The organism is Sphingobium sp. TomMM7A, from assembly GCF_055397305.1.
Map to the genome: position 1 here is coordinate 912,610 of NZ_AP027312.1, position 19,000 is coordinate 931,609.

Annotated in this window: 18 protein-coding genes; 12 read left to right on the forward strand and 6 right to left on the reverse strand. The window is 63.8% G+C overall.

The genetic code is table 11. The annotated features are described in order from the left end of the window. Nucleotide 1: 1 nt before the first annotated feature. From ACZ5ZH_RS16795 to ACZ5ZH_RS16840, 10 genes are all read left to right on the forward strand, one after another. The gene (locus ACZ5ZH_RS16795) at nucleotides 2-1,153 is read left to right on the forward strand and encodes an acetyl-CoA C-acetyltransferase (RefSeq protein ID WP_460988409.1); all 1,152 of its coding nucleotides are present in this window, start codon (nucleotides 2-4) and stop codon (nucleotides 1,151-1,153) included. A gap of 14 nt (nucleotides 1,154-1,167) precedes the next feature. Continuing rightward, complete coding sequence (locus ACZ5ZH_RS16800; protein WP_460988724.1) at nucleotides 1,168-1,818, forward strand: gamma carbonic anhydrase family protein; 651 nt, start codon at nucleotides 1,168-1,170, stop codon at nucleotides 1,816-1,818. After that, nucleotides 1,815-2,261 (forward strand): nuclear transport factor 2 family protein, encoded by a 447-nt coding sequence (locus ACZ5ZH_RS16805; RefSeq protein WP_464772702.1) that lies wholly within the window; start codon nucleotides 1,815-1,817, stop codon nucleotides 2,259-2,261. The genes ACZ5ZH_RS16800 and ACZ5ZH_RS16805 overlap by 4 nt, the downstream gene beginning before the upstream one ends. 13 nt (nucleotides 2,262-2,274) lie before the next feature. Then, nucleotides 2,275-3,180, forward strand: coding sequence for an SDR family oxidoreductase (locus ACZ5ZH_RS16810; RefSeq protein ID WP_464772701.1), 906 nt, complete (start codon nucleotides 2,275-2,277; stop codon nucleotides 3,178-3,180). Further along, nucleotides 3,180-4,256: an acyl-CoA dehydrogenase family protein gene (locus ACZ5ZH_RS16815; protein ID WP_464772700.1), complete on the forward strand. Its 1,077-nt coding sequence runs from the start codon at nucleotides 3,180-3,182 to the stop codon at nucleotides 4,254-4,256. The genes ACZ5ZH_RS16810 and ACZ5ZH_RS16815 overlap by 1 nt, the downstream gene beginning before the upstream one ends. Further along, entirely contained in the window at nucleotides 4,253-5,044 is a 792-nt protein-coding gene (locus tag ACZ5ZH_RS16820; protein WP_464772699.1) for an SDR family oxidoreductase, read from the forward strand. The genes ACZ5ZH_RS16815 and ACZ5ZH_RS16820 overlap by 4 nt, the downstream gene beginning before the upstream one ends. 1 nt (nucleotide 5,045) lies before the next feature. Next, entirely contained in the window at nucleotides 5,046-5,507 is a 462-nt protein-coding gene (locus tag ACZ5ZH_RS16825; protein WP_464772698.1) for a MaoC family dehydratase, read from the forward strand. A gap of 71 nt (nucleotides 5,508-5,578) precedes the next feature. Continuing rightward, nucleotides 5,579-5,953, forward strand: coding sequence for a steroid Delta-isomerase (locus ACZ5ZH_RS16830; protein WP_464772697.1), 375 nt, complete (start codon nucleotides 5,579-5,581; stop codon nucleotides 5,951-5,953). 57 nt (nucleotides 5,954-6,010) lie between these two features. After that, nucleotides 6,011-7,213 carry an acetyl-CoA C-acyltransferase gene (locus tag ACZ5ZH_RS16835; RefSeq protein ID WP_464772696.1) on the forward strand — a complete coding sequence of 401 codons (1,203 nt, stop codon included), beginning with the start codon at nucleotides 6,011-6,013 and terminating at the stop codon, nucleotides 7,211-7,213. 3 nt (nucleotides 7,214-7,216) lie between these two features. Further along, nucleotides 7,217-8,389, forward strand: a complete 1,173-nt coding sequence (locus ACZ5ZH_RS16840; protein WP_464772695.1) for an acyl-CoA dehydrogenase family protein — start codon at nucleotides 7,217-7,219, stop codon at nucleotides 8,387-8,389. 42 nt (nucleotides 8,390-8,431) lie between these two features. Here ACZ5ZH_RS16840 and ACZ5ZH_RS16845 read toward each other — a convergent pair whose 3' ends face one another. From ACZ5ZH_RS16845 to cofH, 4 genes are all read right to left on the reverse strand, one after another. Next, nucleotides 8,432-9,673 carry a CaiB/BaiF CoA transferase family protein gene (locus ACZ5ZH_RS16845; protein WP_464773100.1) on the reverse strand — a complete coding sequence of 414 codons (1,242 nt, stop codon included), beginning with the start codon at nucleotides 9,671-9,673 and terminating at the stop codon, nucleotides 8,432-8,434. Nucleotides 9,674-9,826: 153 nt separating this feature from the next. Further along, complete coding sequence (locus ACZ5ZH_RS16850; RefSeq protein WP_464773101.1) at nucleotides 9,827-10,939, reverse strand: helix-turn-helix transcriptional regulator; 1,113 nt, start codon at nucleotides 10,937-10,939, stop codon at nucleotides 9,827-9,829. A gap of 51 nt (nucleotides 10,940-10,990) precedes the next feature. Then, complete coding sequence (locus ACZ5ZH_RS16855) at nucleotides 10,991-11,866, reverse strand: HpcH/HpaI aldolase/citrate lyase family protein (RefSeq protein ID WP_464773102.1); 876 nt, start codon at nucleotides 11,864-11,866, stop codon at nucleotides 10,991-10,993. Further along, complete coding sequence (gene cofH / locus ACZ5ZH_RS16860; protein WP_464773103.1) at nucleotides 11,866-14,175, reverse strand: 5-amino-6-(D-ribitylamino)uracil--L-tyrosine 4-hydroxyphenyl transferase CofH; 2,310 nt, start codon at nucleotides 14,173-14,175, stop codon at nucleotides 11,866-11,868. Before cofH ends, ACZ5ZH_RS16855 begins: the two co-directional genes overlap by 1 nt. Before the next feature lie 243 nt (nucleotides 14,176-14,418). On the opposite strand from cofH, the gene lptB reads away from it, so the two are divergent. After that, nucleotides 14,419-15,204, forward strand: a complete 786-nt coding sequence (gene lptB / locus ACZ5ZH_RS16865; protein ID WP_460988423.1) for an LPS export ABC transporter ATP-binding protein — start codon at nucleotides 14,419-14,421, stop codon at nucleotides 15,202-15,204. A gap of 51 nt (nucleotides 15,205-15,255) precedes the next feature. Further along, nucleotides 15,256-16,764, forward strand: coding sequence for an RNA polymerase factor sigma-54 (gene rpoN / locus ACZ5ZH_RS16870; RefSeq protein ID WP_464773104.1), 1,509 nt, complete (start codon nucleotides 15,256-15,258; stop codon nucleotides 16,762-16,764). A gap of 230 nt (nucleotides 16,765-16,994) precedes the next feature. Here rpoN and ACZ5ZH_RS16875 read toward each other — a convergent pair whose 3' ends face one another. Both ACZ5ZH_RS16875 and mgtE read right to left on the reverse strand, forming a co-directional pair. Continuing rightward, nucleotides 16,995-17,393 (reverse strand): DUF1489 family protein, encoded by a 399-nt coding sequence (locus ACZ5ZH_RS16875; protein ID WP_464773105.1) that lies wholly within the window; start codon nucleotides 17,391-17,393, stop codon nucleotides 16,995-16,997. 40 nt (nucleotides 17,394-17,433) lie between these two features. Further along, nucleotides 17,434-18,867, reverse strand: coding sequence for a magnesium transporter (mgtE, locus tag ACZ5ZH_RS16880; RefSeq protein WP_464773106.1), 1,434 nt, complete (start codon nucleotides 18,865-18,867; stop codon nucleotides 17,434-17,436). Between the last annotated feature and the right edge of the window lie 133 nt (nucleotides 18,868-19,000).

Here is a 19,000-nt window from a genome sequence, read left to right on the forward strand (position 1 = left end):
AATGCCTGAAGCCTATATCGTCGACGCCGTCCGCACCCCCATCGGCCGCAAGAAGGGCAGCCTCGCCGCCGTCCATCCCGCCGACCTTGGCGCGCACCCGATCCGCGAACTGGTCAAGCGCACCGGCATCGACCCGTCAGGCGTCGATGACGTGGTGTGGGGCTGCACCGAGACGATCGGCGGCCAAGCAGGCGATATCGGCCGCACCGCATGGCTGGTCGCAGGCCTGCCGGAGGAAATCCCCGGCGTCACCGTCGACCGCCAGTGCGGCTCTTCGCAGCAGGCCGTCCACTTCGCCGCGCAAGGCGTGATGAGCGGCACCCAGGATCTGGTGGTCGCGGGCGGCAGCCAGGCGATGAACCAGATCCCGATCATGGCCGCGATGATCGCGGGCGCCCAATATGGCTTCGACAGCCCCTTCCACGGGTCGAAGGGCTGGGTCGAGCGCTATGGCATGGAAGAGGTCAACCAGATCAAGTCGGCCGAGATGATCGCCGACAAATGGGGCATCAGCCGCGAAGCGATGGAAGCCTTCGCCCTCGCCAGCCATCAGCGCGCGCAGGCCGCCTGGGACAATGGCTGGTTCGATCATGAAGTCGCACCGCTCGAGGGCCTCACCCGCGACGAAACCATCCGCCCCACCACCTCGCTTGAGGGCCTCGCGTCCTTGAAGCCCGTCAATGAAGGCGGCATCGTCACCGCAGGGGTCGCCAGCCAGAATTGCGACGCGGCCGCCGCCCTCCTCATCGCCAGCGAGCAGGCGGTCAAGGACCATGGCCTCAAGCCCCGCGCGCGCATCCATCATCTCTCGGTCCGCGCCGCCAACCCGGTGTGGATGCTGACCGGCCCGATCCCCGCCACCCAATATGCGCTCAAGAAGGCGGGCATGTCGATCAGCGACATCGATCTGTTCGAATGCAACGAGGCCTTTGCCAGCGTCACCATGGCCTGGATGAAGGAACTCGCTATCCCGCACGACAAGGTCAATGTGCAGGGCGGCGCGATCGCGCTCGGCCATCCGATCGGGGCTACCGGCGCGCGGCTGATGACCACGCTGCTGGGCGCCCTTGAACGCACCGGCGGCCGCTATGGCCTCCAGACCATGTGCGAAGGCGGCGGCCAGGCCAACGTCACCATCATCGAGCGGCTCTAAGGGACCCAGCCCCGATGCCCGCCTACGCCTATCAGGGGATTGTTCCCGTTGTCGATCCGACCAGCTACGTCCATCCGCTGGCGTCGCTGATTGGCGACGTGATCGTCGGGCCGGGCTGCTTCATCGCGCCCGGCGCGAGCCTGAGGGGCGATTTCGGGCGGATCGTGGTGGAGGGCGACAGCTCGATCCAGGACAATGTGTCGGTGCATGCCAACCAGTTGCGCGACACGGTCATCCGCCGGGGAGCGACCATCGCCCATGGGTCGATCATCCATGGCTGCGAGATTGGCGAGAATGCGCTGATCGGCATGAACGCGGTGATCCTCGACAACGCCGTCATAGGTGACGAAAATCTCGTCGCCGCCCTTGCCCTTGTGAAGTCCGACACGGTGACCCCGCCACGCAGCCTGGTCGTCGGCAATCCGGCCAAGGTGGTCAAGACCTTCGAGCCGCATCAGGTCACCTGGCGCAACAATGGCGAGGGGGAGTATCAGAAGCTCGCCCGCGCCGCGCTCACTGACCTCATCGAGGCAGAGCCGCTCAGCCAAGCCAGCGCCGAGCGGCAGGCGCAGCGCATTGCCTCCGACGCCATCGCCGTGCGCCTTTCGGGCAGCACCGCGCAGCATCGCGAGCAGCGGGCGGCGCAGCGGAAAGGCACATCATGAGCAGCGCCACCGCCATCACCAACCTCCTCTACCTTTATGCCGAACTGATGGACGCGGGCGACCTCGAAGGCGTCGCCGCCCTGTTCGAGCGCGCCCGGATCAAGGCCGGCGGCGGCGAAATGGTCGAAGGCGCAGCGCCGATGCTGGCGCTGTGGCAAGCCCATATACGCATCCATGACGATGGCACGCCGCGCACCAAGCATGTCATCACCAATCCCATCGTCGAGGTGGACGAGGAAGCAGGCACCGCGACCTGCCGATCCTATTATACCGTGTTTCAGGCAACGCAGGACCTGCCGCTCCAGGCGATCTGCGCGGGCCGCTATCATGACAGCTTCACCTATATGGACGGGGCATGGCATTTTTCCGGGCGGGATTATTCCCTGCTCGATCTCGTTGGGGACTTGAACCAGCATCTGCTGATCCCCGTCGCAGCGCAATGAAGGAGTAAGGCAAGTGGGTATCTGCGAAGGACGTGTTGCGATCGTGACCGGGGCGGGCAATGGGCTGGGCAAAGCCTATGCGCTGGGTCTCGCGGCGCAAGGCTGCAAGGTCGTGGTCAACGACCTTGGCGTTGGCACCCATGGCGAGGCGGGCGAGACCAAGGGCGCGGCCGAGCAGGTGGTCGATGAGATCCGCGCCATGGGCGGCGAGGCCGTCGCCAACACCGACGATGTCGCTGAATGGGACTCAGGCAAGCGCATGGTCGAACAGGCGCTCGACAGCTTTGGGGCGCTTCATGCCGTAGTCAACAACGCAGGCTTCGTGCGCGACCGCATGTTCTTCACCTGTAGCCCGGAAGAATGGGATGCGGTGATCCGCGTCCATCTGCGCGGCCATTTCTGCACCTCGCGCCACGCCGCTGAATATTGGCGCGCGCAAAGCAAGGCCGGCAACCCGGTCGATGCGCGCATCATCAACACGACCTCTGGCGCGGGCTTGCAGGGCTCGGTCGGCCAGTCGGCCTACTCGACCGCCAAGGGCGGCATCGCCACGCTCACCCTTGTGCAGGCCGCCGAGCTTGGCCGCCTGGGCATCACCGCCAATGCGCTCGCGCCCAATGCCCGCACCCGCATGACCAATACCGGCGCGTTCGACATGGAGGCGAAAGAAGGCGAGTTCGACCTGTTCGCGCCGGAAAACATGGCGCCGCTGGTCGCCTATCTGGTCTCCGAACAGTCGAAGGGCGTGACCGGCCAGGTGTTTGAATTGAAGGGCGGGCAGGTCTTCCTCTCGCAAGGCTGGACCGACAGCCCCGCCTTCGACAAGGGCGCGCGCCTGGAGCCAAGCGAAATGGACGCGATCGTGCGCAAACTCCTCCAAACCCGCGAGCCTGCAAAGCCCGTTTACGGAGCCGCCTGATGGACTTCGCGCTCAGCGACGACCAGCGCGCGATCCAGGAAGCGGCGCGTGACTTCCTGACCGACGCCGCCAACCCGGATGTCATCCGCGCCGCCGTCGAAGGGACGAGCGGCTTTGACGAGAGCCTGTGGTCGAGCCTTGGCGAGCTGGGCTTTACCGGGCTGATGATCCCGGAAAGCCTGGGTGGCCTGGGCCTGGGCGCGGTCGAAATGGCGCTGGTCCTCGAAGAAACCGGCCGGGTCCTCGCGCCCGTGCCCTTCTTCGAAACCGCCGTGCTCGCCGTGCAAGCCATCCTGGCGGCAGGCAGCGAGAAACAGAAGGCAGCGCTGCTCCCCCGCCTCGCGTCGGGCACGCGCGCGAGTTTCGCTGGCACCGCAAGCCGCCCGACCCTCACCAACGGCAAGCTGACGGGCACCGCGCAGTTCGTGACCTTCGGCCATGTGGCAGAGCTGATCGTGGTGGCCACCGCTGACGAGAGCCTCATCGTCCTCGACGCCGACACCCCCGGCCTCGTCATCGAAGCCCTGCCCGCGCTCGACCGCACCCGCCGCTTTGCGACGCTGACCTTCGCTTGCGAAGTGACCGACAGCATGATCCTCGGCGCGCCCGGCAGCGCCAAGACCGCGATCGAGCGTACCCTCACCATCGGCGCTGGCCTGCTCACCGCCGAACAGACCGGCGGCATGCAGTACAGCCTCGACGCCACGGTCGACTATGCCAAACAGCGCGTCCAGTTCGGCCGCCTCATCGGCTCCTTCCAGGCGTACAAGCATATGCTCGCCGACATGATGTTGCTGGTCGAAGCCTCCCGCTCGGCCGCCTATTATGCCGCCGCCGCGATCGATGAAAATGGCGAGGAACTGGCCGAGGCGGCCCATGCCGCGCGCGCCTATGTCTCCGACGCCTATTGCTCGGTCACGGGCGACGCCATCCAGCTTCATGGCGGCATCGGCTTCACCTGGGAACATCACGCCCATCTCTATTTCAAGCGCGCCAGAGCTTGCGCCAGCTGGCTCGGAACCCCCGACCAGCATCGCGAAGCCCTCGCCCAGATCATCATGAAGGATGCCGCATGACCCCGACTTCTCCCGTGCCCCCCTATCCCACCCCGCTGGGCATGCTCAAGGGCAAGACCGTGGTCGTCACCGCCGCGGCCGGCACCGGCATCGGCTTTGCCGCCGCCAAGCGCGCCGCCGAAGAAGGGGCAAAGCTCCTCATCAGCGACTTCCATGAACGGCGCCTCAATGAAGCGGCCGACCGCATCGCTGACGAGGCGAAGGTCGAGCGTCCCGCCCTGTTCGTCTGCGATGTCACCAGCGAGGAAGCCGTGCAGGGCTTGCGCGATGCGTCGCTCTCCGCATTGGGCAAGGTCGATGTCCTCATCAACAATGCGGGCCTGGGCGGCGAGGCCGACATCGTCGATATGACCGACGAGCAGTGGGCGCGCGTGTTCGACGTCACCTTGACCTCGCTGTTCCGCATGACCCGCGCCTTCCTGCCGTCAATGTATGCCAACAAGTCGGGCGTCATGGTCAACAACGCCTCGGTGCTGGGCTGGCGCGCGCAAAAGGGCCAGGCCCATTATGCCGCCGCAAAGGCAGGGGTGATGGCCTTCACCCGCTGCGCCGCGATCGAGGCGGCCGAACATGGCGTGCGCATCAATGCGGTCTCGCCATCCCTTGCCATGCACCCCTTCCTCGCCAAGGTGACCACCCAGGAAGCTTTGGACAAGCTGGTCGAGAAGGAAGCGTTCAAGCGCCCCGCCGAGGTCTGGGAAATCGCCAATGTGATGATGTTCCTCGCCTCTGACCTCTCCTCCTACATGACCGGCGAGATCGTCGCGGTCTCCAGCCAGCGGGCGTAAGATGGCGACCATCTTCGAGAATCCCCGCGACCTGCTCGGCAAGGAAGGCACCAAGCTCGACACCGCCGACTGGCTCACCATCGACCAGTCGCGCATCGACGCCTTTGCCGACTGCACCGGCGATCATCAGTGGATCCATGTCGATCCGGTCCGCGCCAAGGACGGCCCGTTCGGCGCGACCATCGCGCATGGCTATCTGACGCTCAGTCTGGTCAACCTGTTCATGCCCCAGATCGTCGAGGTCCGGCGCTTCTCCGCAGGGGTCAATGTCGGCATGGACAGGACCCGCTTCCTCAATCCGGTGGTCGTTGGCTCGCGCATTCGCGGCACCGGCGAAATCGTCTCGGTCGAGGAAGTGAAGGGCGGCGCGATCCAGGCGGTGATCCGCGTCACCGTCGAGATCGAAGGAAAAGACAAGCCCGCCTGCGTGGTCGACACCATCAACCGCTATTTTCCGGAATAACGGCCTTGGCCCGCGCCATCCTCGCCCTCACATTGAGCCTTCTCGCCGCTACCCCAGCTGGAGCCAAAACCATGCCCGATCCCGTCAAGATGGAAGCCGCCGTCCACGCCTATGTCGCCGCGTTCGAAGCGGGCAGCGCCGACCAGGTCGCCGCCCTCTATGCGCAGGATGCAACCGTTGAAGACCCGATCGGCTCGCCCATCCACAAGGGCCGCGAAGCCATTCGCGCCTTTTACGCGCAATCGATGAAGACCGGCGCGAAATTGAAGCTCGAAGGCCCGGTGCGCGTGGCAGGCGATTATGCCGTCTTCCCCTTCTCGGTGAACCTCAACTATGATGGCGGCCACAAGCGCATCGACGTCATCGACACCTTCCGCTTCAACGCCGCCAATGAAGTGATTGAAATGCGCGCCTTCTGGGGCCCCACCAACATGCACGGCTTCTAAGCCGCCCACCTTCTCCCGGCGGGCGCGAAACATAGAAATAGACAAGGACATTTACCCATGCGTGAAGCAGCCATCATCTCGACCGCCCGCACTGGCGTTGGCAAAGCCTATCGCGGCGCGTTCAACGACACCGAAGCGCCGTTCATGTCCTCGCACGTCGTGGACGCCGCCATCGCCCGCGCCGGGATCGACCCCGCGCGCGTCGATGACGTGTATCTGGGCGTTGCCAACCAGTGGAACACGCAAAGCTACAATGTCGGGCGTCTGACCGTCCACGGTTCGGTCCTGCCCGACACCACCAGCGGCTTCTCGATGGACCGCAAATGCTCGTCCGGCCTCAATGCGCTGGCGTTCGCCGCACGCGGCATCATCGCCAATGAGATTGACTGCGCCGTCTCGGGCGGCGTCGAGAATGTCTCGCTCACCATCGACAAGCATTATCCCGCCTTCCGCAACCGCTCCGAGTTCATCAAGGCGCGCGATCCCAACGCCTATATGGTGATGATCGAGACCGCCGAGATCGTCGCCGAGCGTTACGGCATCTCCCGCGAGGATCAGGACCGCTTTGCCGCCCAGTCGCAGCAGCGCGCCGCCGCCGCCCAGGCCGCAGGCAAGTTCGATGACGAGATCGTCCCGATCACGGTCACCAAGGCCCTGTTCGACAAGGAAGGCAATGAGACCGGCAAGGAAGAGCTGACGCTTGACCGTGACGAGGGCATCCGCGCGGGTACCACCTACGAAAAGCTCGCGGAGCTGAAGCCCGTGTTCAAGAACGGACAGGTCATCAAGGAAGGCAAGCACGTCACCGCGGGCAATGCCAGCCAGCTCTCCGACGGCGCCTCGGCCCAGGTCGTCATGGACCTGGCCACCGCGCAGAAGGAAAACCTCCCCATCCTCGGCATCTATCGCGGGTTCCAGGTCGCAGGCTGCGGCGCGGACGAAATGGGCATTGGCCCGGTGTTCGCCATCCCCAAGCTGCTCGAGCGCGCAGGCCTCAAGATCGACGACATCGGCCTGTGGGAACTCAACGAAGCCTTTGCCAACCAGGCGATCTACTGCCAGCGCACCTTGGGCATCGATCCGGACAAGCTCAACGTCAATGGCGGCGGCATCGCCATCGGCCACCCGTTCGCCATGACCGGCTCGCGCCTTGCTGGCCATGCCCTCATCGAAGGCAAGCGCCGCGGCGTCAAATATGTGGTCGTCTCCATGTGCGTCGCGGGCGGCATGGGCGCTGCCGGTCTGTTCGAGGTCGCCTGATCCATGCAGCTCGCCTTCGCCCCTGAACTGAAAGCCTTCCGCGAGGAGGCCGCGAGCTGGCTCAACGAGCAGCTCGCAGGTCCCTTCAAGGCCATTTGTGGCCAGACCAACCAGGTCGACAATGTCGAGCTACGCCGCGCCTGGGAAGCGGCCCTGGGTGAAGCGCGCTGGAGCGTCATTGGCTGGCCTGAGCAATGGGGCGGGCGGGGTGCCTCGATCGCCCAGCAGATCATCTTCGCCGAGGAATATGCCCGCGCAAAAGGCCCGCCGCGCGCCGGGCACTTAGGGGTCGAGCTGCTCGGGCCGACGCTGATCGCGATGGGCAGCGAAGAGCAGAAGGCCCGGTTCCTCCCCGACATCGCCACCGGCAAGGCGATCTGGTGCCAGGGCTATTCTGAACCCGGCGCGGGATCGGACCTTGCCAACGTCAAGACCAAAGCCCGCCTCGAAGGCGATAAGTACATCATCGACGGGCAGAAGATCTGGACCTCGATGGGCACGATCGCCGACTGGTGCTTCGTCGTTGCCCGCACGCAGCCGGGAAGCGTGGGCAACAAGGGCCTCTCGTTCCTCATGGTCCCGATGGACCAGCCCGGGGTCACCCCCCGCCCGATCCGCCAGATGACCGGCGAGGCCGAGTTTGCAGAAGTGTTCTTCGATGGCGCGGAAGCCCTCGCGATCGACCGCATTGGCGAAGAAGGCGAAGGCTGGAAGGTCGCCATGGCCCTGCTCGGGTTCGAACGCGGGGTATCCACGCTGGCCCAGCAAATGCAGTTCAAAAACGAACTGGACGACATCATCGCCATCGCCAAGGCCAACGGCAAGGCGAGCGACCCGCTCATCCGTCAGAAGATCGCCACCGCCCATGCGGGCCTCAAGATCATGCGCTACAACGCCCTGCGCATGCTCTCAGGCAGCGAAGCCAACCCCGAACTCACAGGCGCCGCCTATACCTACAAACTCTATTGGTCCCGTTGGCACGTGGCGCTAGGCGACCTCGCCATGGCGGTCATGGGACAAGAGGGCGAAATAGGCATCAACGACGAACGCATGGGCTCCCTCACAACCATGCACCTCATGTCTCGGTCCGATACCATCTACGCCGGAACCGACCAGATACAACGCAACATCATCGCTGAACGCGGATTAGCTATGCCAAGAGAACCTAGAGGATGAGGAATATCCGGCGGCCACATAAGAGCCGCCGGAGCCACCCGATCAGATGATCTTCGATTCTTGCAGTTCGGCGATGCGCGCTTCGTCATAGCCTAGTTCGCCCAGCACCTCGGCGCTATGTTCGCCAAGAAGCGGCGGCGCGCGGCGGATCGTCGCCGGAGACTCCGACATATTGGCCAGCGGACTTCCGATCAGGTCGACCGTACCGGCCTCCGCCCAGGGATGCGGCGTCGTAACACGAAGGCCGCGATGCTGGACCTGCGGATCTTCCCAAACCTCAGGCAGCTCATTGTAGCGCGCTGCGGGAATGCTCACCTCATCAAACTTCGCCTGAAGCTCTTCCGAAGTGAAGCCACGGCTCCATTCATTGATGATGTCCATCAACTCCAACCGGTTCAACTTGCCGCGCTTGAAATTCTCATCGAAGCGGGGGTCCTGATATAGTTCAGGCTGGCCCATCAGCACCGTCAAACGCCGCCAATGCTCATCACCGCCAGCGGTGAGATACAGCATGCCATCCTTGGTATGGATGAGATCGGCGGGGCCGCCGCCATTGCCGCCATTGCCAAGGCGCGGCGGGACCACGCCACTCAACAGATAATCCTGCATGATATGGCTGACCATCGCCACAGAACTATCCAGAAGGGCGATATCGATATGCTGCCCTTCACCAGTCTGGTTACGATGCTGGAGTGCCGCCAATATGGAAATGGCGACATTATGGCCGGTGATGAAATCGACGAGGCTAGGACCAGCCTTGAGCGGCCCGGCTCCCGGCTGCCCGTCCGGAATGCCGGTGACGGCCATCATCCCGCCCGTCGCCTGGAACAAACCATCATAGCCCGGCCGCGCAGCCATCGGTCCCGTTTGGCCAAAGCCCGTGACCGAACAATAGATAAGGCGCGGATTGATCGCCTTCAGGCTCTCATAATCCAGCCCGAACCGCTTCAGATCGCCCACCTTGTAATTTTCGATCAGGACGTCCGCGGTCTCTACCAGCTTGCGCAGGATTCCCTGCCCCTCAGGCTTGCTATGGTTCAGCGTGATCGATCGTTTATTGCGGTTAGCCGCCGTGAAAAAGCCCGCTTGGCGGACATTCATTCCATCTTTGCCCTTCACCTCGGCAAGACCATATACCCGGCCATCATCTCCAACGCCCGGACGTTCCACCTTGATCACGTCGGCGCCCAGGTCGCCCAATATCTGCGCGCCCACGGGGCCTGCGAGCACGCGAGTCATGTCAATGACGCGGATGCCTTCGAGGGCTGCCTTCTTATTGCTCATAGTCGCCTGCCCCTCCAAATTGATATGCGTAGCGTTGGGCGGCCCTTTATCCACTTTTCCGTCAAAGCGCCAGACGACAGGCCGCGAAACTTGCAGTCGAACGATGAAAAATCTGCAGTTTCAAAACAGCGGACATGGCCAGATCGCACGCCATCATGCAAAGGGCGCCAGCCCCGTGAGGATCAGCCGCACCAGATCCGCTTGCCCCTTCGCCCCCGTCTTTTCATATATCCGCTTCGAATAATTACGCGCCGTTTCCGTGGTCAGATTAAGCTGCTCACCCGCTCCAACGATGCTCTCGCCCAAACTCAGCGCGTGAGCGAGTGCCGCCTCGCTGCCCGACAAGCCGTGCAGCGCCGCCAAAGTCCCCGCCGCCGCCTGCGCAGGCTCGCGACGGGCGGTACGCACTATGCCGATCACAGCGGGCAAGGCGCATGGTTCGCTTAAGGCCAGGTCCGACTTGCGCAGCAACAGGTCGATATCCCTGCTATCGTCGATCCGTATCACCCGCGTCGCGCCCGGCGGTGCTGACGCCATTTCCGCGCAGGCCCGGTTAAGCGCATGGGTAGCGTCGGGCAACAACTGCAACCGCCGCTCCGGACTCGGACCAGGCTTCACAGTAAAGCTAAGCATCGCCTCGGCCGCAGGATCAGCAGCCATCACCCGACCGCCCCAATCGAACGCCAGTTGCGCGACGCCCAACCGCGACAGCGCGCCCTGCGCCATGGCAACCTGCAATCGCGCCTCGATCAACGCCACCAGCGTCCGCAGCGCAGCGGCGAAATGCGGCACGATGCTCGACAGCACGGCAACGGCAGAGGCGGAAAAATCCTCCCGCTCTCTCACCAGCAGGAAATGTGCATCAGCTACCCCGCCCGCCGCCACACGCATCCATCGGCCATAGCGGATGTTCATTTCGTTCAGCGCCTCGCGCTGCCGCACCAATTCATCCGCGTCATCGTAATTCAGCATCTCGTCCAGCGCATAGACGCGCCCCGGACGCAGCGATCCATAAGGATGCAGGCGCAACGCATCCAGCCGCCGGAAGTCCAAAGGCGGCTCCTGCGACGCGCGCGGCGCGGCGATGTGGATGACGGTCGGTTCCTGCTCAGGCATGGCATTGGCCAGAGAGATGATCAGAAAAGCCCGCCGCGCATAAGTGCGCCCCACCAGATTTCGGATGAAGGCGCCAAAAGGCGGGCTTTCATGAATCCCGTCCACCAGAGGAAGGAACAGCTCATTCTGATCGGCCCAGAGAGAACCCATTCCCACCCTCTCCCATATGGGAGAGGGACCGTCAAGCGGGACAGATCAGGGTCAACAGCGTGCCAGCAGCGCCTGCGCTTTCTTAAGGTGAGGGCGGTCGATCATTTTGCCATCCAATGTCAGGACCCCCGCGCCGGGATTGGCCGCAAAGGCATCAACTACCGCCTGCGCCCGCGCAATCTCCTCTTCCGACGGCGTAAAGGCGGCATTGATCACGGGCACCTGGTCAGGGTGCACGGCCATCATGCCCAGAAAACCGTCGCGCGCGCCGCGCTGCGCATAGGCCGCGAGACCATCCAGATCCCGAATCGCCGGATATACCGTCTCGATCGGCGGCACATCGGCGGCGCAGGCTGCAAATAGCGTGAGCGCACGCGCTATCTCATAGGGTGACGTATAGCTGCCATCGGCATGCCGTGCCGAAAGGGCGCCGATCGCGGCGGGCAAATCCTCCGCCCCCCATGTCAGGCCCGCCAACCGCTCCGACACATCACCATATTCACCCAACCGAAAGATCGCCTTGGGGGTTTCCGTGGCGATAGGCAGGATCAGCGCCCGATCATCGCCTCGTTGGCGCAATCGCTGGTCCAAATCCCTGATCGACGCCGCGCCCTCCGCCTTGGGCAACATGATCCCGGCCGGGCGGCCCCCGATCACCGCGTCGAGGTCCGCATCCGTGAGTCCGCCGTCGAGCGGATTTACCCGGACGAAAAGCATGACTTCGCTATCCGCAGCTTCGTTCAGGAATGCCGCCACCTCTTCCCGCGCCCCGGCCTTGGCACTGATAGCGACAGAATCCTCAAGATCGAGGATCAGCGCGTCCGCACCGCTTGCCAACGCCTTGCGCATCCGCTCGGGTCGGTCGCCAGGTACGAACAGCAATGATCGCAAGCGCCGCGACCGGGGGGGTCCAGTTTCATCGCCCATCAGGCGGCTACCTCCTGCTTGATCATGCCATAAAGCGTCGTGCGCTGCCGGGCGAAACGGCCCGCCGCCTCGGCGGTGCGGTGCATACGCTCCACATCGAAAAATTGCCCATGCGTGCCACCTGCCGCACGCGTGATCGACTCGTCCATCAACACGCCCCCTAGATCATTGACCCCCGCGCCGAGTGCAGCAATCACGCCCTCCTCGCCCAGTTTCACCCAACTCGCCTGAATGTTCGGGATGGCGCCATGCAACGCGATCCGCGCCACCGCCTGCATCAGCATCGCTTCACGGAAGCTCGGGCCGGATCGCGCCTTGCCCTTTCGCCACATCGGCGCTTCCATATGGACGAAGGGCAGCGGCACGAACTCGGTAAAGCCGCCCGTCTCCGCCTGAAGATCGCGCACCACCCGCAAATGCCGCGCCCAGTGGCGATAATCGTCGACATGGCCAAACATGATGGTCGCCGTGCTTTTCAGGCCGACCCGATGCGCGGCGCGCATGACGGCGACCCACTCATCCGCCGACAGCTTGTCGGGACAGATGATCGCCCGCACTTCCTCATGCAGTATTTCGGCCGCCGTGCCGGGCAAGGTCGACAGCCCCGCCTCCTTCAACATCGCCAGATAGGGTTCCAGCCCCATGCCGAGCGTCGATGCGCCGTGCGTAATCTCCAGCGGGGAAAAGGCATGGACATGGATCCCCGGCGCCGCATCCCGCACCGCCTTCACAATCGACAGATAGGTGTGGCCGTCATAGTCCGGATGGATGCCGCCCTGCAGGCACACTTCGGTCGCGCCCCGCGCCTGCGCCTCTGCCGCGCGACGTCCCACTTCGTCCAGATCGAGCCGGTAGGCAGGACCCCGCAGCGCCTTCGCCGTCCCCTTGGAAAAGGCGCAGAAGCCGCATTTATAGGTGCAAATGTTCGTATAATTGATGTTGCGGTTGATGACATAAGTGACCGCGTCACCCACCGCCTCGCGCCGCAATGCATCGGCGGCATCCATCACTCGCCGCACATCCGGGCCGGTAGCCTTGAACAGCGTGACGATCTCGCTCTCGTCCAGCCCCTGCCCCGCCGCCGCCTTGCCCAATATCGCCTCAATCCGCTTGGCCGACAGCGTCCGTCCGCCAAGCGGCAACAGCGGCGGCACCTCACCCGCTCCCGCACGCCACCGCTCGACGATAGGCAGGCCCCGCGCATCCACCGCCCGCCGGACCTTCACCGCGATTTCCGGCTCCAGCCAACGCTCCGGCTCCTTGGCATAGACCGGCCCCACCGCCAGCCTTTCTGTCAGCACGCGCCCGGCCGCCGCCGTCGCCGCGCCAAGCGCCATCAGATGCGGCCATGGCGCTTCCGGGTTCACATGGTCCGGCGTTACCGGCGACACCCCACCCCAATCATTGACCCCCGCGCGCATCAACGCCGCAAGGCCATCGGGCTGGAGATTGGGCGGCGCCTGGATGGTCATATCCGGCCCCAAAATCAACCGCGCGGCGGCGACCGTCCACAGATGTTCTTCCAACGGCGGTTCGGCATGATCGGCCATCCGCGTATCCGGCTTAGCCCGGAAGTTCTGGATGATAACTTCCTGAATATGCCCGTGCCGCGCATGCGCATCCCGGATCGCCAGCAACGCCTCGATCCGCTCCATCCGCGTCTCGCCGATGCCGATCAGCAGCCCGGTGGTAAAGGGCACCCGCGCGCGCCCCGCCGCCTCGATCGCCTCCAGCCGCACCGCCGGAACCTTATCGGGCGAACCATGATGTGGCCCGCCCTTTTCGCACAGCCGCGTCGCCGTGCTTTCCAGCATCAGCCCCATCGATGCCGCGACCGGCCGCAGCATCGCCAGATCATCGTCACCCATGATGCCGGGGTTCAGATGCGGCAACAGGCGCGTCTCCATCAGCACCGCAGCCGCCGCCTCACGCAGATAGCTCAGCGTCGTGTCATGACCCAGCGCCGCCAGCCCATTCCGCGCCACCGTATAGCGATCCTCCGGCCGGTCCCCCAGCGTGAACAGCGCCTCCCGGCATCCCGCCGCCTCGCCCGCGCGCGCAATCTCCAGCACCTGTTCGATCGACAGATAGGGCGCCCCCGCATGGCGCGGCGCCTTGGCAAAGGTGCAATAATGGCAGACATCGCGGCACAGGTGAGTCAGCGGGATGAAAACCTTGCGCGAATAGGTGACGGTCGCCCCGAATGCGGCCAAGGTCATTGCCTCAGCCTGTTCGATCAACGACTCCACCGGCTGCCGGATCAGCGCATGCGCCCATCCCTCGGCCGCTCCGGCCTCTTCTATCCTCATTCCTCGCCTCTTATTATCCGCGTCGATTGCACAGCAGCGTTTAGCTTGGCCCTGCAACCGGGTGGCACAGCTTTTACCGCCCTGACCCTTGCGGCCCACCAAATCAAGCTTTCGACGCCCTGGATGCCGAAATCACCGATTTTCCCCTTGCCCCGAGCGCCATCCCATGCACAAAGCTTGCCAATTGCCTCGGCCGCGCGAGTATTTTACTTGACGCTAACCATGTCGCAGCAAGGGTGAGTAATGGACGACGTCGTGATTCAGGATAGACAAAGCGCCAGCAGGCGCATGTCAGCTCAGGAAGTGAGCGACGGACTGTCCGTCGTCTCCATCGCCAAAAGCTATGACAAGCGCGCCGTCCTGACCGATGTTTCGCTGACGGTCGGGAAGGGTGAGGTTGTCGGCCTGCTCGGCCCCAATGGCGCGGGCAAAACGACCTGCTTCTATTCCGTCATGGGTCTTGTGCGCCCCGATCATGGCCGCATCATCCTTGACGGTGAGGACATTACCGGCCTGCCCATGTACCGCCGCGCGATCCTGGGCCTTGGCTATCTGCCGCAGGAAACATCCATCTTCCGTGGCCTCACCGTCGCCCAGAATATCAGCGCCGTGCTGGAACTGGCGGAGCCCGACAAGTCCGCCCGCGACGCCCGCCTTGCGCAATTGCTCGACGAATTCGGTCTCACCCGGCTCGCCAACTCGTCCGCCATGGCGCTGTCCGGCGGTGAACGCCGCCGCTGCGAAATCGCGCGCGCCCTCGCTGCCAACCCGTCCATCGTCCTGCTCGACGAGCCTTTCGCGGGCATCGACCCCCTGTCCATCGCCGACATTCGCGACCTAGTAAAGCAGCTCAAGACGCGGGGAATCGGCGTCCTCATCACCGACCATAATGTGCGCGAGACGCTGGAAATCGTCGATCGCGCCTGCATCATCTATGGCGGGCAAGTGCTCTTCACAGGCAGCCCGACTGAACTCGTCGCCAATGCCGAAGTCCGCCGCCTCTATCTGGGCGAGAATTTTTCGCTCTGAGATGACTGGCCCCCGCCCTTCCCTTCAGCATGACGGCAAGGGCTCCGGCTGATGGCGCTCGGGCCTCGTCTCGACCTGCGGCAAAGCCAGTCACTGGTAATGACGCCGCAGCTTCAGCAGGCGATCAAACTGCTGGCCCTCTCCAATCTCGAAATCGACGCCTTCGTCGCCGCCGAGCTGGAAAAGAATCCGTTGCTGGAGACGGGCGGCCCCATCGACAACACTCCCGCCGCCGATGGCATAGACGCGCAGATCGACCTCCCGTCGCTCGCTCCCGAAACCGGGGGGATCGACTCTCTGATCGGCCAGGGCCGCGCCGAATCCGACGCACCGCTCGACGTCGATTATGGCGCGGAAACCTTCATCGACGATGGCCCTTCCGACCGCACCGTCAGCGCCGTGGGATCAGGCGGCCACGACATGCTTCAGGGCGGCGGCGAAGCGATCGACTTCGACAGCTTCGCCAATCCGGAAATCGGCCTTCAGGAACATCTGATGGACCAGGCGCGCAGCGCGCTGGGCGGCATGGATCTGCTCATCGCCACCCAATTGATCGGCCAGATTGACGAAGCGGGCTATCTGGAAGCCAACCTCCTCGAAATCGCCCACGCGTTGGGCGTCCCGCTCGCGCAGGCCGAACAGGTCCTCGGCGTCATCCACAGCTTCGATCCCACGGGCGTCGGCGCCCGCTCGCTCTCCGAATGCCTGACACTTCAGGCGAAGGAAGCGGATCGATACGACCCCTGCATGGCGAAACTGCTCGCCAATCTCGACCTGCTCGCCCGTGGCGCCATCCCCCAACTGCGCCGCATTTGCGCCGTGGATGAGGAGGATATGGCCGACATGATCCGCGAATTGCGCGGCTATGATCCAAAGCCCGGCCTGCGCTATTCCACCGATCGCGCCGCGCCGGTAACTCCGGACATCTTCGTCAATCCGGCGCGCGATGGCTGGTCGATCGAAATCAACAGCGCAACCCTCCCCCGCCTGCTCATCAACCGCAGCTATTATGTCGAACTCGCGTCCGGCCCGCAAAACGGCGCCTCAAAGGCGTGGCTCGCCGACTGCCTCGCCAGCGCGAACTGGCTGGTAAAGGCGCTCGACCAGCGGCAAAAGACGATCATCAAGGTCGCGACCGAAATCGTCCGCTGCCAGGAGGACTTCTTCCGCAAGGGCGTCGCGCACCTAAAGCCCCTGACGCTCAAGATGGTGGCCGAAGCAATCGGCATGCACGAATCCACCGTCAGCCGCGTGACATCGAACAAATATCTATCCTGCCCGCGCGGCGTCTATGAACTCAAATATTTCTTCACCAGCGGCGTCGCGGCGGCCGGTGGCGACGGCGCGGTGTCGGCCGAAGCGGTAAAGAGCCACATCAAGGCGCTGATCGCTGCCGAAGCGCCCGACGCGATCCTGTCAGACGACACGCTGGTCGACCTGCTCCGCGCCAAAGGCATGGACCTCGCCCGCCGCACGGTCGCGAAATATCGGGAAGCGTTGGGGATTGGGTCTTCGGTGCAGAGACGCCGCCATAAGGCGCTTCAAGGCAAAGCGGCCTAATAGCCCCTTTCGCCCTCAAACCCGTCGAACAACCTGAGTGCCCAACGGCACCACCCCTCCGCCGTTCGCCCTGAGCCTGTCGAAGGGCTCTACTTCTTCATAGCCCTGAAAGAAGAAGAAAACGGCTTCGACATTTGAAAGAGGCAAGCGCTCTTTCAAACAGCCCGAACCGGAGGGGGAGGAATCTCTGGCAGTCTGAACGGAAACGAAGGTTGCTAACCAAAACCCCCTCAAACCAACCCCAACCGCGCCAACTCCCCCAGCATCGCGGGCGGCATAGCGTCCAGATCATCTACCTCGCCCGACCCCAGATCAGGCGGCGCATCCTTCCCCTCCAGATAGCGCCACCCCTGATGCGCCCGCTTCGGCGCACCCCGCACCGCGATCAACCGGGGTTCCAGCCTGATCCAGAACCGCCCCTGCCCCGTTTCCTGAAACCCGATCAACGGACTGCGTCCCACCAGCCTGTGCTGATGTATCCAGTAAAGCGACCCGCCCTCCATCTCCGTCACCCGCTTGGGCAAATAGCGCGTCGTCAGCCGCGCCTCTTCGCCATGACTTTCCAGCCAGGCACGCAGCGTCGCAGGGCTTTCGCTGCCAAAGGCGATCTTGGTGAGATGAAGCGGCATCAGCAGAAGATGGGCGCTGAACGCAAACGGTCAAGCCCCGTCACAAACCCCAGATCGTGGCCAATCCCAGAAAGGAAAAGAAGCCCATCACATCGGTCATCGTCGTCACGAACACCGCCGAAGACACCGCCGGATCGATATCGAACCGGTCGAGCGTCACTGGCACCAATATGCCCGCCAACCCCGCGACCAGATTATTGATCAGCATCGCCATGGCAATGACAAGGCCAAGGTCATGATTGCCGTAGATCAGCCCCACCGCGACGCCGATCAATATTCCCAGCGCCGTGCCATTGGCGCTCGCAATGCGGAATTCGCGCGCGATCTGCCGTATCGTATTCGAACTGGTCAGCTGGTTTGTCGCCAACGCGCGCACGGCCACCGCCATGGTCTGCGTCCCCGCATTGCCGCCCATGCCGGACACGATCGGCATCAGCACCGCCAGCACCACATATTTCGAGATGGTGGCCTGAAACAGCCCAACCACCGAAGCCGCCAGCACCGCCGTGCCCAAATTCACCACCAGCCAGGACAGTCGCGTCCGCACCGTTTCCAGGATCGGCTGGTTGATGTCGCCCTCGCCCGCACCCGACAGGCGCAGGATATCCTCGCCCGCTTCCTCGGAAATAATGTGGACGATGTCATCGACCGTGATCATGCCGACCAGTCGCCCGCTCGCATCCACAACAGCGGCGGAAATCAGCGCATATTTCTGGAAGCGCAGCGCCACTTCTTCCTGATCCATATCGACCGGGATCAGCGTCTGCTCACGCTTCATGACGTCCGCCATCGCGATGGAACGCGGGCAGGTGAGTATCCAGCTCAGCTGGCAGGTGCCGATCGGCTTATGCGCCTCGTCCACCACAAAGATTTCCCAGAAATCGGTGGTGAGGTCGCGATTGTCGCGCAGATAGTCGATCACCTGCCCGACCGTCATATGCTCGGGCACCGCGACCAAGTCGCGCTGCATCAGGCGGCCGGCGGATTCTTCCGGATAGGACAGCGCGTTTTCGATCGCGGCGCGATCTTCCGGCTCCATCGCATCGAGGACGGCCTGCTGATCGGCCTCCTCCATGTCCTCGATGATCGCGACCGCGTCGTCGGTGTCCAGTTCGGCGGCGAATTCGGCCACCTGCTTGGGCTCCAGCGCATCGAGCAGGTCGTCGCGGACATAGTCGTTAAGCTCGGACAGCACCTCCGCGCCCACTAGGTCGCCCAGCGCCGCCGCCACTTCCCCGCGCCGGTCGGAGGGGGTGAGTTCCAGAAGGTCGGCAATGTCGGCGGGGTGCAGCGGCGAAACCAGTTCGCGCGCGCGATCGCGGTCCTCATCTTCCACCGCGTCCAGCACGGCGGAAACAAATGCAGGCTTCAGCCGGTCATCCTCGTCATGACGGGATTCAGGCTGTTCAACGATCTTGTCGTCAACAGGCAGGTCGTCGGGCCGGGGTTCGGCCATATCGGCTCGCTCGCTCATCGCGTCCCCTACTGTCCGGTTCCTGTAACATTTGGCTGCTTTTGCTCATGAATGAATTAAAAGCAATGCCCCAAAGATTGATTGAGGCGCTTCCATCCCCGCCCCAACGCTCTATATGGACCAACATTTCCCC

Excerpts from the sequence above, each read along its gene's own strand:
- ACZ5ZH_RS16840 (WP_464772695.1), top strand. The coding sequence starts at position 7,217 with ATGCAGCTCGCCTTCGCCCCTGAACTGAAAGCCTTCCGCGAGGAGGCC.
- ACZ5ZH_RS16825 (WP_464772698.1), top strand. The coding sequence starts at position 5,046 with ATGGCGACCATCTTCGAGAATCCCCGCGACCTGCTCGGCAAGGAAGGC.
- cofH (WP_464773103.1), bottom strand. The coding sequence starts at position 14,175 with ATGAGGATAGAAGAGGCCGGAGCGGCCGAGGGATGGGCGCATGCGCTG.
- ACZ5ZH_RS16830 (WP_464772697.1), top strand. The coding sequence starts at position 5,579 with ATGCCCGATCCCGTCAAGATGGAAGCCGCCGTCCACGCCTATGTCGCC.
- ACZ5ZH_RS16800 (WP_460988724.1), top strand. The coding sequence starts at position 1,168 with ATGCCCGCCTACGCCTATCAGGGGATTGTTCCCGTTGTCGATCCGACC.
- ACZ5ZH_RS16855 (WP_464773102.1), bottom strand. The coding sequence starts at position 11,866 with ATGGGCGATGAAACTGGACCCCCCCGGTCGCGGCGCTTGCGATCATTG.
- ACZ5ZH_RS16850 (WP_464773101.1), bottom strand. The coding sequence starts at position 10,939 with ATGGGTTCTCTCTGGGCCGATCAGAATGAGCTGTTCCTTCCTCTGGTG.
- ACZ5ZH_RS16820 (WP_464772699.1), top strand. The coding sequence starts at position 4,253 with ATGACCCCGACTTCTCCCGTGCCCCCCTATCCCACCCCGCTGGGCATG.
- ACZ5ZH_RS16875 (WP_464773105.1), bottom strand. The coding sequence starts at position 17,393 with ATGCCGCTTCATCTCACCAAGATCGCCTTTGGCAGCGAAAGCCCTGCG.
- lptB (WP_460988423.1), top strand. The coding sequence starts at position 14,419 with ATGGACGACGTCGTGATTCAGGATAGACAAAGCGCCAGCAGGCGCATG.
- ACZ5ZH_RS16845 (WP_464773100.1), bottom strand. The coding sequence starts at position 9,673 with ATGAGCAATAAGAAGGCAGCCCTCGAAGGCATCCGCGTCATTGACATG.
- ACZ5ZH_RS16805 (WP_464772702.1), top strand. The coding sequence starts at position 1,815 with ATGAGCAGCGCCACCGCCATCACCAACCTCCTCTACCTTTATGCCGAA.
- rpoN (WP_464773104.1), top strand. The coding sequence starts at position 15,256 with ATGGCGCTCGGGCCTCGTCTCGACCTGCGGCAAAGCCAGTCACTGGTA.
- mgtE (WP_464773106.1), bottom strand. The coding sequence starts at position 18,867 with ATGAGCGAGCGAGCCGATATGGCCGAACCCCGGCCCGACGACCTGCCT.
- ACZ5ZH_RS16815 (WP_464772700.1), top strand. The coding sequence starts at position 3,180 with ATGGACTTCGCGCTCAGCGACGACCAGCGCGCGATCCAGGAAGCGGCG.
- ACZ5ZH_RS16835 (WP_464772696.1), top strand. The coding sequence starts at position 6,011 with ATGCGTGAAGCAGCCATCATCTCGACCGCCCGCACTGGCGTTGGCAAA.
- ACZ5ZH_RS16795 (WP_460988409.1), top strand. The coding sequence starts at position 2 with ATGCCTGAAGCCTATATCGTCGACGCCGTCCGCACCCCCATCGGCCGC.